General features: G+C 45.2%; 18 protein-coding genes. 2 read left to right on the plus strand and 16 right to left on the minus strand.

What is annotated here, in order from left to right; translation table 11 throughout:
- Window positions 1–2: 2 nt before the first annotated feature.
- The 8 genes from ACFVU8_RS24120 to ACFVU8_RS24155 all read right to left on the minus strand — a co-directional run bounded on the left by ACFVU8_RS24120 (window position 3) and on the right by ACFVU8_RS24155 (window position 7,799).
- Window positions 3–1,505: a spore germination protein gene (locus ACFVU8_RS24120; RefSeq protein ID WP_387430676.1), complete on the minus strand. Its 1,503-nt coding sequence runs from the start codon at window positions 1,503–1,505 to the stop codon at window positions 3–5.
- A gap of 148 nt (window positions 1,506–1,653) precedes the next feature.
- A complete protein-coding gene (locus tag ACFVU8_RS24125) occupies window positions 1,654–1,980 on the minus strand; it encodes a hypothetical protein (RefSeq protein ID WP_387430678.1) in 327 nt (108 codons plus the stop codon).
- An 89-nt stretch (window positions 1,981–2,069) separates the two neighbouring features.
- A complete protein-coding gene (locus ACFVU8_RS24130) occupies window positions 2,070–2,963 on the minus strand; it encodes a hypothetical protein (RefSeq protein WP_387430680.1) in 894 nt (297 codons plus the stop codon).
- 336 nt (window positions 2,964–3,299) lie between these two features.
- Entirely contained in the window at window positions 3,300–3,863 is a 564-nt protein-coding gene (locus ACFVU8_RS24135; RefSeq protein WP_387430682.1) for a sugar O-acetyltransferase, read from the minus strand.
- Window positions 3,864–3,870: 7 nt separating this feature from the next.
- Window positions 3,871–5,091 (minus strand): MFS transporter, encoded by a 1,221-nt coding sequence (locus ACFVU8_RS24140; protein ID WP_387430684.1) that lies wholly within the window; start codon window positions 5,089–5,091, stop codon window positions 3,871–3,873.
- Window positions 5,075–5,686, minus strand: coding sequence for a sugar O-acetyltransferase (locus ACFVU8_RS24145; RefSeq protein WP_387430686.1), 612 nt, complete (start codon window positions 5,684–5,686; stop codon window positions 5,075–5,077). Before ACFVU8_RS24145 ends, ACFVU8_RS24140 begins: the two co-directional genes overlap by 17 nt.
- A gap of 41 nt (window positions 5,687–5,727) precedes the next feature.
- Window positions 5,728–6,357: a sugar O-acetyltransferase gene (locus tag ACFVU8_RS24150; protein WP_379468535.1), complete on the minus strand. Its 630-nt coding sequence runs from the start codon at window positions 6,355–6,357 to the stop codon at window positions 5,728–5,730.
- Between the two features lie 56 nt (window positions 6,358–6,413).
- Window positions 6,414–7,799 carry an MATE family efflux transporter gene (locus tag ACFVU8_RS24155; protein ID WP_379468537.1) on the minus strand — a complete coding sequence of 462 codons (1,386 nt, stop codon included), beginning with the start codon at window positions 7,797–7,799 and terminating at the stop codon, window positions 6,414–6,416.
- Between the two features lie 125 nt (window positions 7,800–7,924).
- On the opposite strand from ACFVU8_RS24155, the gene ACFVU8_RS24160 reads away from it, so the two are divergent.
- On the plus strand, window positions 7,925–8,818 hold the full coding sequence (locus ACFVU8_RS24160; protein WP_387430688.1) for an AraC family transcriptional regulator: 894 nt from the start codon (window positions 7,925–7,927) through the stop codon (window positions 8,816–8,818).
- 128 nt (window positions 8,819–8,946) lie between these two features.
- Here the strand turns inward: ACFVU8_RS24160 and ACFVU8_RS24165 are convergent, their stop codons facing one another.
- From ACFVU8_RS24165 to ACFVU8_RS30000, 6 genes are read right to left on the minus strand one after another with little or no spacing between them, the layout of a single operon-like run.
- Window positions 8,947–9,165 (minus strand): hypothetical protein, encoded by a 219-nt coding sequence (locus ACFVU8_RS24165; RefSeq protein WP_387430690.1) that lies wholly within the window; start codon window positions 9,163–9,165, stop codon window positions 8,947–8,949.
- A 37-nt stretch (window positions 9,166–9,202) separates the two neighbouring features.
- Window positions 9,203–10,492 (minus strand): ABC transporter permease, encoded by a 1,290-nt coding sequence (locus tag ACFVU8_RS24170; RefSeq protein WP_387430692.1) that lies wholly within the window; start codon window positions 10,490–10,492, stop codon window positions 9,203–9,205.
- Window positions 10,485–11,387 carry an ABC transporter ATP-binding protein gene (locus ACFVU8_RS24175; protein WP_379468553.1) on the minus strand — a complete coding sequence of 301 codons (903 nt, stop codon included), beginning with the start codon at window positions 11,385–11,387 and terminating at the stop codon, window positions 10,485–10,487. Before ACFVU8_RS24175 ends, ACFVU8_RS24170 begins: the two co-directional genes overlap by 8 nt.
- A gap of 2 nt (window positions 11,388–11,389) precedes the next feature.
- Entirely contained in the window at window positions 11,390–12,319 is a 930-nt protein-coding gene (locus ACFVU8_RS24180) for an ATP-binding cassette domain-containing protein (protein ID WP_387430694.1), read from the minus strand.
- 17 nt (window positions 12,320–12,336) lie between these two features.
- Window positions 12,337–12,732: a GntR family transcriptional regulator gene (locus tag ACFVU8_RS24185; protein ID WP_387430696.1), complete on the minus strand. Its 396-nt coding sequence runs from the start codon at window positions 12,730–12,732 to the stop codon at window positions 12,337–12,339.
- Window positions 12,733–12,792: 60 nt separating this feature from the next.
- Window positions 12,793–13,521 (minus strand): ABC-2 transporter permease, encoded by a 729-nt coding sequence (locus tag ACFVU8_RS30000; RefSeq protein WP_483875013.1) that lies wholly within the window; start codon window positions 13,519–13,521, stop codon window positions 12,793–12,795.
- A 492-nt stretch (window positions 13,522–14,013) separates the two neighbouring features.
- Here ACFVU8_RS30000 and ACFVU8_RS24195 point away from each other — a divergent pair, with 492 nt between their 5' ends.
- Complete coding sequence (locus ACFVU8_RS24195; protein ID WP_387430698.1) at window positions 14,014–14,625, plus strand: HD-GYP domain-containing protein; 612 nt, start codon at window positions 14,014–14,016, stop codon at window positions 14,623–14,625.
- A 134-nt stretch (window positions 14,626–14,759) separates the two neighbouring features.
- Here the strand turns inward: ACFVU8_RS24195 and ACFVU8_RS24200 are convergent, their stop codons facing one another.
- Window positions 14,760–15,224, minus strand: coding sequence for a DUF420 domain-containing protein (locus ACFVU8_RS24200; RefSeq protein ID WP_379468562.1), 465 nt, complete (start codon window positions 15,222–15,224; stop codon window positions 14,760–14,762).
- A 34-nt stretch (window positions 15,225–15,258) separates the two neighbouring features.
- Complete coding sequence (ctaG, locus tag ACFVU8_RS24205; protein ID WP_387430700.1) at window positions 15,259–16,167, minus strand: cytochrome c oxidase assembly factor CtaG; 909 nt, start codon at window positions 16,165–16,167, stop codon at window positions 15,259–15,261.
- Between the last annotated feature and the right edge of the window lie 77 nt (window positions 16,168–16,244).

Below are 16,244 nucleotides of genomic sequence, written 5' to 3' on the forward strand. Positions count from 1 at the left end.
ATTTATTTGCGTGATTGCCGCACCGGGTTCTTGCGGTTGTACATCTTCGGCCGATTGCGCATAGCTGGCCAAGGCAAGCGGAACAGTGAATCCTTCTGAGCGTCCAGATTAAACGGAGCGAGCGGGCTCAGATAAGGAACGCCGAAGGAGCGGAGCGTATTCAGGTGCAGCACCAGGATGATAACCCCCACCAGAATACCGAACAGGCCAAATGAAGCTGCCAGCCCCATCAATACAAACCGGATCATTCGCACAGAAATAGACATTGTATTCGCCGGAATGACGTAACTTGAAATCGCCGTAATGGACACGATGATGACCATCGCCGCGGAGATAATGCCCGCTTCTACCGCAGACTGCCCGATGACGAGTGTACCTACAATGGACACGGCCTGACCTACCGTTCTTGGCATCCGTATGCCGGCTTCCCGTAAAATTTCATAGACAATCTCCATCATCAACGCCTCAATAAAAGCCGGAAAAGGGACGCCTTCCCGCTGCGCGGCCAGATTTAGCAGCAAATTCGTGGGCAGCATCTCCTGATGAAAGGTTGTAATAGCGATGTAGAATGACGGGGCAAGTAGAACAATCAAAAAGGACATAAAGCGGATCATCCGAATCAGGGTGCTAATGTCTGAGCGCTGGTAGTAGTCTTCTGGAGTCTGCAAGAAATGTACAAAGAGCGCTGGAACGAGCAGGACAAACGGCGTACCATCTATGATGATCGCCACTTTCCCCTCGAGGATTCCCGCCACGATGGTATCTGGACGTTCACTGTTGTATACGGTAGGAAATGGAGTCGCCGTCTTGTCCTGAATGAACTCCTCGATATAGCCGCTCTCCAGAATGCTATCAATATCGATAGCATCCAGCCGGGTTCGCACTTCTTTAAGGATCTGCCCGCTCACAATATTTTTCTGGTACATAATAGCGACACTAGTCTTCGTTATTGTGCCAATGGGGTGGATTTCAAGCCATAGCTGCGGGTCCTTGATCCTGCGGCGGATGAGCGAGATATTAGTCTGAATATTCTCGGTAAAAGCATCCATCGGCCCGCGAATGCTCGGCTGGGAGGTCGGTTCGCCCACGGTCCGGTCTTCGCGTCCGGTCACCCCGATTCGGAGCCCCTCCGCATATCCGTCGAGCAGAAGAATGGCATCTCCTGACAGGAGATGTGTGAACAGAGTGTCTATTCCATCGACATAGCCGATGTCTCCCACGGTAAGGGCTTTTTCCTTCAGATAGGCCAGCGGGGCCTCCCTGAAGGATGATTCCTGCTCCGGTTTTAATGCCCCCAGGTTAGTCAGTGATTTCAGTACAGATGTCTGGATCATGGTGCGGTCGGCCAGACCGTTGATGAATAGCAAGGCCACTCCCCACTGATCAGCCAACACCATCTCACGAACAATTAGATCCGGACTGTTACCCAATGCTTCCCGTATCGACCGAATATTGTTGTGCAGATCAGCGTCCAGCAATTTCCCGGAATCCGATACCAGTTGCATGGAAGCCACCTCTCATTTAGCAAAATTAGGTTGTACTTATTGTGACCCGTGCGGCAAGGGAGTATACGCCAATAAAGGGGGTGAGCAGTATAGTGATGGTTTTGAGGTAAATAAAAAACCGGAGCCACATTGTAGGCTCCGGTTCATGCTATTCATTGCCATTCAGCAAAGAATCTAACTGCGATATTAATTTGTCGTTTGTGAAATCTTTTGATAACAATGCAATAGTATTTTTTATTTCAGTTACCTTATGCAGGGGGTGATTATTATTGTGCAATTCTAAAAGCCTTGTCTCAAGCGTATGGCCATAGTAAAATTTAAAGCTCGAAAAATCTGAAAGCGCAGCAACCTTGCTGGCCTGGCTGATTACCAAACTATCAGGAACAGTATCTTCTTTGATTCTTTGCGCTAAGCCATTAAGTTCAGCAATCAAATTGTTATCTACATTAGAGATTGTTCTGTTATAAGTAGTCATCAATCTCAGCTGATAGAGATTCAAAATGACTAGAACAACCATCACTGCGGAGAGTATTACAACAATCTTCTTCTTAATTTTGATTCCTCCTACCAGTTGATAATTGCATGTCCTGTTACTTTGTCATATTTAGTCGCTGGGCTGATAGACACACTACCACCTCCTGGAAACGAAACAGACGGATTGATGGTCAATGTAGACTCGTTGTGTGCGTACATAGAGTATGCGTCAGCAACGGTAAGGTTGCTGACATTGGGTTTAAACCTATATTTCATATAACCAGCATTATACACCGAGTTACTTGTTTTTGTTAAATTCATAAAGTAGGAAATTCCAGCAGCAACGTCGGTATCAGGTTTAGAGTAGTTTACTTCATCGGATACTAAAGTTCCACTATCCGTGTAAAACATATATTTATAAACTGCTGATGATGTGCCTGGAATTGAACTTGAATTGGCATTTAACCCAACTGCTAAGGCATCTTTTCCTCTAAAGAATGGGGAAGTCAACCACTCGAATCGACCTGATACTCCACCTTCTGTAGAACTGTATTTTTCCACCGTTGTCTCTAGTTTAAGCCAACTTGTGATGACAGGCGTTGTTCCGTGGGGTTTAATAGGTGAATTCTGCAGGGCAGCAGCTATCTCAGCCTCTTCTTTTGAGACTTCTGTAACGACTTTTTTATAACTTGATGGATCAGTAATAAATGTACGATTAAGATCATTTACAGGTACATACTCAATTTTATAATAGTTATCTTTATAAGAAACATCTTGAAGTTCAGAGATGTTATTATAATAATAGATTAGGTCATTTTGGGTAAGATCATTCACAAAATTAGTGGAAAATTGATAACTTGTTTGAATTGCATATTTCATTTCTTGTTCACTTGGTGATTGTGTGTCAGCATAAACAGCCGATTGTGCACTAGTGGCTAAAAATAGAACAAATAGTCCTGTAAATATCTTTGTTTTCTTCAACACTTATCAAGCAACTCCTTTAATGGTTTTATATTACAAATTCGTTTAAACATTAGTTGGCCAACATGGATAAATAACCATATACAATAGAATATAAACTTTTATATGAGAATTATTATTATTTTATTGTTTTAAATCAGTTCTGATATTTTAAAAGTTAAGCCCCTTAAGCTTGATTGAGCTAGTCTCGTTTCTCATGAAATATTACCAACAGACATTAAAAAGCAGCACTCAACCTTGTTGACCCACATGAGGTACAACAAGGTTGAGTGCTGAGTCAAACTTTGCTTTTTATAGTGTGAAGATATTCAGTGAATGGATGGACAACGATATCATTTCTTATCCAATAGCGATATTTTTAATGACTCTTGCAGGATTACCGCCAACTACCACATTGTCTGGAACATCCTTAGTTACTACTGCTCCTGAGGCAACAACGACATTATTTCCAATTTTCACTCCCGGATTAATAACAGCTCGTCCGCCAACCCATACATTATTGCCGATCCTCACAGGTTTGGCGTATTCGGGTCCCTTAATCCGTTCGTAAGGATCCACAGGATGCGTAGCTGTATACACATGAACACCCGGGCCAAACATGCAGTTGTCTCCTATGCGCACTTCACAGACATCGAGAATCGTACAATCAAAGTTTGAAAAGAAATTTTCACCTACATGAATGTTATAGCCATAGTCAAATCGGATATTCGCCTCCATACCTATGTTTTTCCCAGTCGACCCAAGCAGTTCTTTAAGCATCTGAACTCTCATTTCATCATCTGCTTCAGTTGTCTGATTGTATATCCGTGTCATCCTTCTGGCATAGGCCCGCTCACGCACCAGTTCAGGATCCCAAGCTTCATATAGTTCTCCATCCAGCATCTTTTGTTTTTCTGTTTTCATATATTTCCTATCCCCTAATATCGTAAAGTGAATTTTCTGAATTTCGTACCGGCTTTGCGGAGCGGGTCAGAAATCCTGAGACAACAATCCCCAGTAGAACTACAATCATTGCACGTAATAACCCAAAATGCTCTCCGAGAAAACCTAGTACTGGTGGACCTACCAAAGATGCAAGATAACCCATTGTAGCCACAGCGCTCACTCTTGCAGCAGCACCTCGGGATTCATCTCCTGCAGCAGACAAACCTACTGGAAAGCCAAGTGAAACGCCGAATCCCCATAAGAGTACACCAGCCGAAGCAACCCAATAATGCTGTCCCCAAATTACAAAAACCAATCCCAAATTGGCCGAAATTGCGCATCCCGACAGAACACGAACTCTCCCATAACGATCTAATAGCGATCCCCCTACAAAGCGTCCTATTGTCATAGCTGTAACAAACAAGCCATAAATAAAGGAGCCTTCCAATGAACTGACACTATAACCATCTACCATGATGAGTGGCAACCAGTCATTAGCAGAGCCTTCAGCAAACGCCATACCTAAAACCATAATACCAATGAGCAAGGTCCGCTTTTCTTTCCATACCTCAAACTGTCGCTTTATATTGAATCTTGTTTGATCTGTAGCTTCCTTCTGTTCCCTCCCGGTTCCTTCTGGTAAGTAACGAATGGAATAAACAACGATAACCGCCATTAGCAAGGCGAGGATTGAAAAGTGGATCAGAATCGGAAGTTGAATGGCGAGAGCTACTACTCCCAGCATGGCCCCAACGAGGGTTCCGACACTAAAAAAACCATGAAACGCCGGTAAGAGTGTTCGTTTCATTTTCTTTTCGATTGCAGCACCCTCAACATTTAATGCCACCTCCGCAGCTCCATAACCGAAACCAAATAACAGCAGTCCGCCTGTAACAACAGCTGCTATTGCCGTAGCCGCACCGATTCCAATCGTTATAAAACCTGTGGCAATCATGAAAGAACTAATTAATATAACAAACCGTGCACCTTTACGGGCAATAATCGAACCGGCCAAAAGCAAAGCAGCAAGCGAACCTGCTGCTAGTGCAAATATAAGGATACCCATACCTGCAGTTGATACTTGCAGTAAATCTCGAACATCAGGAGTCCTAGACACCCACGAAGCAAAGATTACCCCTGGTAGAGCAAATAAGAGAAATAAGAAGTTACGAACAATTCGGGCGTTTTGGTTATAAATAGTCTTCATTTATTCTGCGATCCTTGAAATAATACATTTTATCGCGTTCATTAATTTCACGAAGAACTCTACATGGATTACCCACGGCTACAACATTTGCAGGAATATCCTTGGTAACAACACTCCCTGCGCCAATTACCGTATTATCCCCAATAGAAGTACCGGGAAGTATAACCGCGCCAGCTCCTATCCAGCAGTTCCTCCCAATGTAGACAGGGGCATTGAATTGATATATTTGTTCTCGAAGTTCAGGTAGAATTGGATGCCCTGCTGTTGCTACAGTTACATTTGGTCCAAACATCGTGTAATCACCAACATGTATATGGGTGTCGTCTACTAAAGTCAAATTAAAATTTGCATAAATATTACTGCCAAAATGTACATGCTTACCACCCCAATTCGAGTGGAATGGCGGTTCAATATAGCAGCCTTCACCTATTTCTGCAAACATATCTTGAAGCAGAGCTACTCTTTTCTCAAATTCTAATGGTCGGGTCATATTAAAATCATAAAGTCGTTCTAGGCACATGGTCTGCTCTTTACTGAGTTGCTCATCGCCAGGCAAGTATAAACTACCATTGTGAAGTTTATCTTTAATGTTCATTTGTCGAACTCCTTTTACATACTGATTTTAGGAATGATGAGTCACCACTCAACCTGATCGAAGCGCATGTTTTTGTGATAATATATTCTATCGTTATCCGTGATTTCACGGAGTACCTTGCAGGGATTACCGACGGCTATTACATTGGCGGGAATATCCTTAGTTACGACACTCCCGGCTCCAATCACGCTGCCCGCTCCAATTGTGACTCCTGGAACAATAATTGCACCGCTACCAATCCAAGCCCCATCCTCGATAACTACGGGCAGAGCAAACATCGCTCCCTCTTTGCGCTTTTCAGGATGTACGGGATGACTGGTCACAGCGATCGTTACATTTGGACCAAACATCACATCGTTTCCAATGGTAACTTTATAATCGTCTACAACGGTTAAGTTAAAGTTGATATACACATTGTTACCTACGGTAGTATTTGAACCATACGACATGCGAATTGGAGGTTCCATCCATACATTATCGCCCATGCTCCCAAAGAGTTGTTTCATCAAAGACTTGCGTCCTTCCAAATCATCCGGATGCAAGCGATTGATTTCATAACAGATTGCTTTGCCGCGCTGACGTGCACGTGCCAGAGCTTCAGCTTCCTCGGGATAATTATGATCATGGTCAGTAAATAGCTGGCAGCTTGCCATTCGTTCTTGAATATTCATAGGTTATTCTCCCTTTATAATTCATATTTTTCTTTTAGAAGCCATGGATCCAATTCTTATCCGACTTCCGCAAAATCCCTAGTAATATTGTTTAGCCATTTGTATTGGCGAAATCGAATATACGCCACAGGCAGCTTAATGATTTCATCCAGGCTAATAACGACGTACAACACAAGGGGAGACACTTGCCAGACAAAAGCACAGAGATAAGCAAGTGGCAATATAATGCCCCACATCACGACAGTATCGCACCAAAAACCAAATTTGGAATCTCCTCCAGCGGTGAAGATACCTGCAATGGTATTAGAATTAAATGACTTTGCAATACAATAATAAGCACAGATATAAAGCATTCCATTCAATTGATTTTGCGCAACTTCATTTAAATTCACCATGTAGAATACCAGCGGTTTTATCATCAAAATAGTACATCCTGCCAGCACACCGAATATTAGAGCATAGAGATTCATCCTCTTGCCCGCTTGCTTTGCTTTCTCAATCTGTCCATTCCCCAGGTATTTTCCAATAAGTACAGCTCCACCGCTGGCAATACCTCCACATAACACAATGGCCAGATTCTTAACCACCGACGCAACTGAATTTGCTGCCACCATATCAGCACTAACATGACCGATAATCGCTGCCGTCGCAGTCAAAGCTCCACCCCAAACGATATAATTGCCCAGCACAGGCAGGGTATACTTAAAGAAATCCCTTAATAGTTTTCGTTGAATACTATCGCGTACAGGCAAGCGGAAATGGATGGGGCCCCGCGTAAAGGAGTGAACAAGGCAACAACCCAGTTCAATGGAACGCGCGGTAACTGTAGCGAGAGCAACCGCCGTGATAGCCAGTTCCGGCTTACCCGGAAAGAATACAAATATGCAAAGAGCGTTGAAGATGATGTTTAAGATCAGGCATACGGCACTAATCCAGGCACTAAGTTTGGCATTTTCCATACTTCTGATCACGCTGAGATACATCTGCGAGATGCCCATTGCAAGATAAGAGAACGCATTTAATTGCAAAAACCTCGCACCATACATAATCAAATCGCCATCATCTGTAAAAATTCGCATTAATGTCTCCGGATATAAAAAGGAAGACGAAAAAAACAACACAGAAATAATGAACGAGAACAGGCATGCAATGCTTAGGATACGCTGTATAGTTTGTTGGTCCTTCTTCCCCCAATACTGTGCAGTCAGGATACCAGCCCCTGTAGAGAGCCCCATATAAAACAAGGTCAATACAAAAGTGATCTGTCCTGCAAGCGATACAGCCGACATCGCAGATTGACTAATCATACCCAGCATGACGATATCCGCTGATACAACCGTTGCTGAAATTAGATTCTGCAATGCAATGGGAATGACCAAAGTCATCAACTCACGATTGAAAGAACGATTCACAGTTGTTGTGATTTGTTTGTTTTCGTTCACTCCACAACCCTTCCCCCTCATTTAATGATTCACACTATCAAGATAGAATAAATTCATTGTTCTTTTCCACCAATATCGAATATAATCCTATAAAAATCGTATTTAGTTTAAAGGAGTACTTCATTTTGAAAAATCCATTGGAGATTTTTTCTGATTTATCTGAACGTTTGAATTATAATTTCCCTGATTTACCCTTATATATTCGAAAAGGAAGCTTGGATCAGTTTCACAATTATGCAGCTACAGCCCATTGGCATGTCGACTTGGAGTTCATTTACGTTCTTGAAGGATCTATGGACTATTTTGTTAATGGATGTACAATACGTATTGATCAAGGAGAGGGAATTTTCGTGAATAGCAGTCGTTTGCATTTTGGATTTTCCCACGATCATACCGATTGCTCATTTATCGTCGTCGTGATCCATCCCTCGCTTCTTGGCGAAGGTTCATCTCTGGCAAAAACGTACTGGGAAGACAAGTTCAGCGCCATGATGGAAGACTTTATATTGCTTACAAATCAAATAGGCTGGCACCGGGAAGTTCTCACTTCCCTGCAAGAAATATATGATGAGATGCATACGGATTCCACGCCCAATCCCCTTCGCTTAATATCACGGGCTTTAGCACTGTGCGCTTGCATTGGAGATCAGGTGCAGCAAAAATCGGGGCATTCTGAGGACGTTCAATTATGGACAAATGTCCAGCAGATGACGAGCTTCATCCATCAAAATTATGAGTATAAAATCACTCTTGATGATATAGCAGCCGCAGGAGCTGTGTGTAGAAGCCGCTGCTGTACATTATTTAATAAATATGTAGGCCAAACTCCAACCGTGTACCTGACAAGATACCGCATTCAAAAAGGCTGTGAAATGTTAAAGGAAACGAAACGATCGATTTGCGAGATTTCCATCGCATGTGGTTTTCAAAGCGCAAGTTATTTCACATTTATTTTCCGAAAACAAATGGGTTTAGTTCCGCAGGATTACCGGAAACAAATCATTAAGGAGCAGGGTTAAGTGAATACAACGGTTGTACGCTTAGTTCACACCTTTATGGAATATAGCAGATCAGTCTCTCTGCAAACACAGCAAAAAACCTTGTTGACCGGATGAGCAGCCAACAAGGTTTTTGTTTTTTCACATTATTATTTTTTCTCTTTCTGACGCAGCTTCCCATACATGTATAGTCCCCATACCGCGCCTACCGCACCCAAAACTCCCACTCCGATCTTGATTCCCAGCCGTAGCCCGGAATCACCGGGGTCCATCCAAGCACCGAAAAAACAGAACATGGAGGAGAAGAATAGAAACGCACCGATCTGGTTTTTCTCTTCATTGGTTTTCTGAACGTTATTTGCATTCATTATTATCAATCCCCTTTCGGATATGGGTACAACCAAATCAAATTTTGTAAGCCTTCATGGCTTTTCTGATTTCCTTGATGCTCGGGCGTTTACCGTACATCAGGACACCGGTACGGTAGATCTTCGCGGCGAGCCAGCCGAAGAAGAACGTCGTTACCAGGAGAATCGCCAGCGAGACGATAATTTCCCACAACGCTATACTACCTACACCAATTCGCAGCAACAGAGTCAATGGGGAGGTGAATGGTACAAAGCTTGCAACCTTGACCAGCAGGGTATCTGGACTAGCAATGCTGAACAACGGGATGTAGAAAGCTGCAAAGCCCAGCATCATGATCGGCATAATCGCCTGTCCGAGATCTTCAGTACGGCTGACAATGGAGCCAACGGCTGCGTACATAAGAGCGAAGAGGAAGTAGCCCAGGATATACAAGATGATGCCATATGTCAGTAAACCAACATTAAACTGACTGAAATTCAGATCAAAGTCGCTCATAATTGTCGCATTATGCGGCAGTTTCAGGTTGGCGGCAATTGCCGCAGCGATAATTACAATTTGCGTTAATCCAACCAGGAAGATCCCGATAACTTTACCGAACATCTGCGCCAGTGGCGAAGCGCTTGTGATCAGAATCTCCATAATACGAGAGCTCTTCTCTGAAGTAATTTCTGCTGCGATCATATTGCCTGTCATCATGATCGACATAAAGAACAGAATTAAAAGCACATATACTATCACGTAATTAATAGCAGGATGGGATGGTTCCACTTCTACTTCACCTGTCGTGCTAAGCTGTTTGGTACCAATCGCTACCGGCGTATTCATCGCGCTGATCTGCTCTGGCGTCAGCTTATCTCCGGCGATAAGCTGTGCGTTAACCTGCTGCAATGCCCCTTGCAGATAGGATTGCACTTCCCCTTTAAGCTTGCCATCGCGGCTGAAGTAGGTCACTTCCTGCAGACCTGAAGCGGATGCTGTTCCCAGAGAGAGGTAGCCCTGCACCTTCTCATCATCCAGCGCCTTTTTTAGCTCGGGATCATCACTTGCGGCATAAGAATTCAGCGTAATTTTCGGGATTCCTGCTGGAGGATTGTAAGCCTTAAGCAGTTCAGCTGCCGGATTTCCGCTGTCAGCTACAAGTCCGATCACTGTGGTGCTTCCTGCCGTACCACTAGCGGTATCATCACCCTTGAACACTTTAATCATGTACGGGATGTTCATCCCGATACTGAGCAGCAATACGATAATCAACGTAGTAATCATGAATGATTTCGTTCTTACTTTATTCCTAAAGGTAAAGCCGATAATTGTCCCCATCTTATTCATGAGATTCACCCACCGCCCGGATAAAGATTTGGTTTAATGTCGGTTCCTTAATTTCAAAATGCTCCACTTCACCCTGTCCGATTGCCTGCTGTAAAATGCGCTGTGCGGCTTCAATCTCGCTGATTGTCAGCAAATAACCCCGTTCCTGTCGTTTCACAGCTGTTACGCCTGCAATAGACTCCAGTCCGGAAACTTCACCAGGGGTGCGAAGCAGCACCTGCTCGCGTGGATACCCCTTCTTGATCTCACGGATCTCACCTTGCACCACGGTATTGGAGCGATCGAGAATGGTGATATTCCGGCAGAGCTCTTCGACGTGTTCCATCCGGTGTGTGGAGAACAGGATACTCGTACCTTGATCACGTAATTCCTTGACTGTGTCCTTGAGCAGTTCGACATTTACAGGGTCCAGGCCACTGAAAGCCTCATCGAGAATGAGGATTTGAGGTTTATGGACAACCGCAGCGATAAAGCCCATTTTTTGCTGATTTCCCTTGGATAGCTCTTCAATCTTCTTGTTGTAATACTCAGGAACTTCGAAGCGGTCCAACCAGTAACGCAGGCTCTTGTCGGCCTCGCTCCTTGACATGCCACGAAGCTGGGCCAAATAAGTGATCTGGTCACTAATCTTTACCTTCGGATACAATCCGCGCTCCTCTGGTAGGTAGCCCATAATGCGCTGAAGCTCACTGTTAAATGATTTTCCATTGTAGAGAATCTTGCCTTCATCGGGATAAATCAACCCCAGCACCATACGCATGGTTGTTGTCTTGCCCGCACCATTGGCGCCAAGCAATCCATAAATCTCCCCTTCATTTACCTTCAGGCTAATTTGATTTACAGCGGTTTTCTCTCCATACTGCTTCACTACTTGCTCCAGCTTCAAAGCTTCCATCTTCAGTCCCCTTTCTTGTCATCAACCAGAATTGGACGATATCCCTGTGTCCATAAGCCCAAAATCTCATCCAGCTCCAACACACGGCTCTTAACTACCTTTACGCCCATATGGTGCAAGCGTTTCTCAATTTGTTCAAATTGACCGGTAACGAACGAGGCCACTCCTTTGCCATCCATTGTGTGGTTCAGTGTACCCGGAAGTTCCGCCGCAAGCTCGGCAAGCTCCTCCTGATCCGCCACATTCACCCAAACCTCGCTCCAAGCCCCGAACAGGCTGTCTTTATCCGCCATGCCTAGCAGTTGGCCCTTGTGCATAAGCACAATATAATCGGCCAGTCTTCTTACCTCATCGACGATGTGGGTGGAGATCAGGATCGTTGCATTATGCCCATCCATATATTTGCGCAAGGCCTCTATCATAGCTTTCCAGGCAAAAGGGTCCAGTCCGGAAGAAGGCTCATCGAGCAATAGCAACTGAGGCTTTGCAGCCAGAGCTGCAGCAATCTCGAACTTACGGCGCTCCCCCTTGGACATTTTCCCCAGCTTGATGCTCCGTGGAACCTCAAAGATATCGATCAATTCCTGAAAGTAAGGCTGATCCCACTGTGGGTACCAGTGGCTGCGGAAGGCTGCTGCCTCCTCGGCACTCCAGTGATTCTCTTCGGTAAGCGAGTTCTCTGGTACATATGCTATAGTCTGGCGCACCTCCAGCGGTATACCTTCGTTATGGGTTTTGTCGAACCAGAGAATTTCACCCTCCTCGGGATGCGTCAGTTGGAGGAGCATTTGCAGTAAAGTGCTTTTACCGGAGCCATTTTGACCGACAAGCGCGATGATGTGTCCCTGCGGCAGGCCCAGATTAAGTGGACCAATCGTTTTGTTCCGCCTTTTTTTGCTTATATTTCGCAGCTCGATTGCCAATTGTGCCATTTCAGTACCTCCACCTTTCATTCCTGACCTGTATATTTGCGCTCCACGATTTCTTTAAACAGCTCGACAAGCTCTTCCCTCGTGCACTGGACCGAATGCGCAACATCCACCGCGGTCTCCAGCGCTTTTGTCACAGCATCACGCTTATAATTCTCTCTCGCACCTTCCCCGACATTAGAGACGAAGGTGCCTGTACCCTGCCGCGTCCGCAGCAGCCCTTCATTTTCCAAGTCCTGATAGACCCTGCGAACGGTAATGACACTACATTTCAAATCTCCGGCAAATTCACGTATCGAGGGAAGCAATGTTCCCTCTGCGATCACCCCGCTAATAATCAGCGATCTTAGCTGTGTCTCTATCTGGTGATACAGCGGCTCTGCGCTGTTCTCATCAATTTGCACCGGTATCCACACGATTTACACCCCGCTTTTCATTCCGGCGAGCCGAAATGCTTCCTTGCAATTTTAGACTCTTCATATGAAGTTCCGTCTTTTCAGCCGGTGTATTGTCCATTTTGAGATTACCTGTAAGGCGGCTAAACCCACCAGCAGCATCCCCCACATCACCGGAGATAACAAGCCCCATTCCTTCGAGCTTTCTATGGTAAAGATGAATACATTCCCACCTGATATCCTGATGATCGCCGCTGTCGCCAGCGAGAGGCCCATGATGAGCAGGGTAAGCCAGCCGTAGGCTTTTCCACTGAACAAGAACTCAATGTAGATGTACAGACCTGCAATCATCAAACCATAACCAATCCAAGTGAAGGCGAAGGAAAGATATTCGATCCAGTTCAAGTTCGCTTGAACATGTTCACCAAAGGCATAGATAAGTCCGAAGAACAGGATACCATTCATGCCGAAGGACAGGAAGGACTGGATCTTTCTTTTGTTCACAATAACCTCCATCGGGATAGGGAGACTCTTCAGATACATGAGCATCTTGGTGTAGGAATCCTCGCTCCAATATTTCATGGTCCTGCGGGAATATGTGAATCCTAGTATCGGAACTATAGAAAGTAGCAAGAAATCTGATATGACATTCCGATCCTTCCCACCCAACGAGTCATTCAGAACTAGTGTTGCTAACCCGCCCAGATATGCCATAAAAAGAAGCGAAAACGCTACCGGGAACAGGATCCTTAACTTAGACCCGCGAAAGTCACCCCGAATAATGAACCAAGACTGCTTGAACATCTTCATAAACAGTTACCTCGCTTTAGCATCTCAATTTGAAAAACAATGAGTTATGCACTGTGTTACCTGTGCTTACTGTATATATCTATATACACAGTATATGTCCTTTATTTTCCATCGTCAATATTTAATTCAAAATAATTTACAGCCAATCTCCATGACCATATAAAAAAACCAGACACCCCCGTGTCCGGTCCGCACTTTCATTATCTGATAAAGCATTGTCTGCGAGATGTTATAGATTACGACAAATTCAGACAAAAAATAGAATAATTCTCTTATAATAACTATACAGTAATATACAAATGGCCTATAATACTTACATAGTATTGTGTGTATGCATAAATGCGAAACAGACCTATATTTGGCACTAAAAATGTCGCATAAGCCATATTGTACGACATTTTTCTGCTGTCTTTCTTCTATTTTCGTACAGTTTGCACGCTTACTGCTTGATCAGGTGAGGGTTTTGCCAAGAGATTGAGGAGGGAGAATAGGTTGGGGGAATTAGCCGCACTAGTCAAAAAGGTGCACATTGCTCTAACGGAAGAGGCCCATGTGAGCGTTTGGATGAATTTTCTGCGGGACAAACACCCGGAAACGCACAGGCACTCCATTAGAGTAGCCATGATGGCAGAGGAACTGGCAGGCTCCATGAAACTAATAGAGAAAGAGAAAAACATTCTGGTGCGAGGATGCTTTTTGCACGACATCGGCAAGTCTCTAATTCCCGTGGAGATTCTTGACCAGCAAGAGCCCTTAACGGAGGAACAGTGGAATATCTTGAAGCTGCACCCGTTGCTCGGAGCCGAGCTTGCCAAAGATTTCCCAGGTATAGACAGCGAAGTAAACGACGTAATCCGCTATCACCATGAACGATGGGATGGCACGGGTTATCCCTACGGACTGAAGGGAGAGGACATCCCCTTTCTTGCTCGGGTCTGTTCTGTCATTGACGCCTATGACGCCATGCAATCCTTCCGCCCCTATCGGGAACGAACCTCCATCCAGCAGGCCAGGGATGAACTCCGCGCTCACGCCGGCACACAGTTTGACAGTCAGATCGTAGATCAGTTTCTGCTACTCACAGATCTGCAGTTGTCGGTATAGCAGAGACTTCCCAGCAGGAAAGCGGCCTTATAAAGAGTATACATATTCCTCACTTTCCTGATAAAAAACAGGCCTGTGGCTGCATGCTTCCGTGCAGGAGACATACAAATCCACTAGGCCTGTTCCGCTGGCGTCTATGCGCCCATAATGACTTCCCATACCGGCTTCGTATGTCCGCCCGGATACAGCATGTACAACAGCACATACACCATTACGCCTGTAATGGCGGTAATGAACCAGATTACAGAGGTCACTCTGCCCCATTTGCGGTGCTTGGCATACTTTGCCTTGAACCCTAGCGTAAGCGTAGTTAACCCGAATACAGCAGCCACAGTGGCCAGTACAATATGGAAGATCAGAAATACTTGATAAATGGTCTTCAGTTCGTCCGGTCCGCCCCATGAGGTGTTCCCCACAAACAGCGTTCTTGATACATACACGATAAAGAACAGCAGAGCAGCGACAGCGGCAGCAATCATCGTGTTCTTGTGCGCCTCACGTTTGCCCTTAATGATGAGTCCCCAGCCAATTGCCACCAGCACCGCACTAATTACGATGAACGATGTACTGATCGTTGGAAACAGCGTAAAAATATCCATGATTATCCCCCTTGGCATTCCCAGCTATCACGGATCAAACGACACCTTCCAGACCGGAAGAGGGTCCGGAATCTTCCCTGTCGTCTTGCCCGTTCTCTTTTTTATACCAATGATAGAACACATAAGCAAGCATAGAGGCGAAAATAAATTCCTGAATGAACTTCATCGCTATGCCTCCTACCTGCTGATCCACCTTTGGCGACAGCCATCCGAAGAACGTTGGACCCCCAAATGCCTTCAAGAGCGCAGCAGGATCACCGGACACACAATAGCCCATAGCTTTGGCCCATGCATCAGGATCACTGTAGGTGGCGTAGAGTGGTTGGCCAGCAAAAATAATCAGTCCGCAAGCCGGTGTCAGCAATACCATGTTGAGGAAGATAAAGCCGATCTTGCCGAGTCCCGAGGCCATCTTACGTTCCGGTAACGGGTTAATCAGCGTCCACCACATCAAGGCAGCTGTCAGGAAGAGAATCATATAATAGAGACGGTGAACCGTAAAATGCAGCATAACATAATCATGAATCACCGGCACGTGGTACAGCGAGAATAATCCGTTAAACAGCAGCGCCGCCACTACCGGATGAGCCAAAAACGACAAACGCCGCAAAGGATTGACCTTCAGGGCAGCACGCCAAATCCAGTCGGGAATACCTAGCATAATCAGAGGCACCGCGACGAGATAGGACAAGGCCATACTCAGCATATGAAAAGAGAACATGATGTGCCCCAGTAAGCTAACCGGTCCCCCCTGTGCCAAATACAGCGCCACCATCCCGCACACAAATAGTGTTCTGCGGAAGAACGATACAGGGGCAGCACCCGAGAACCGTGACGACAGCGGTCCGATCAACACAAAATAGGCCGCTGTAACCAGCAGCATCCCCGCCAAAAATAACGGGCTCCATAAATCGGCGAAGCTAAAATATTGTAATCCCAGCATATCTTATTTATGCCTCCTTGGTAGGAAGGCGGGTATAAGGTGATTGTTCACGCAGCCATAATGCCAAAAAGAGGGGG

The sequence above is a fragment of the Paenibacillus sp. NPDC058177 genome (assembly GCF_042883835.1).
Lineage (GTDB): Bacteria > Bacillota > Bacilli > Paenibacillales > Paenibacillaceae > Paenibacillus_AQ > Paenibacillus_AQ agri.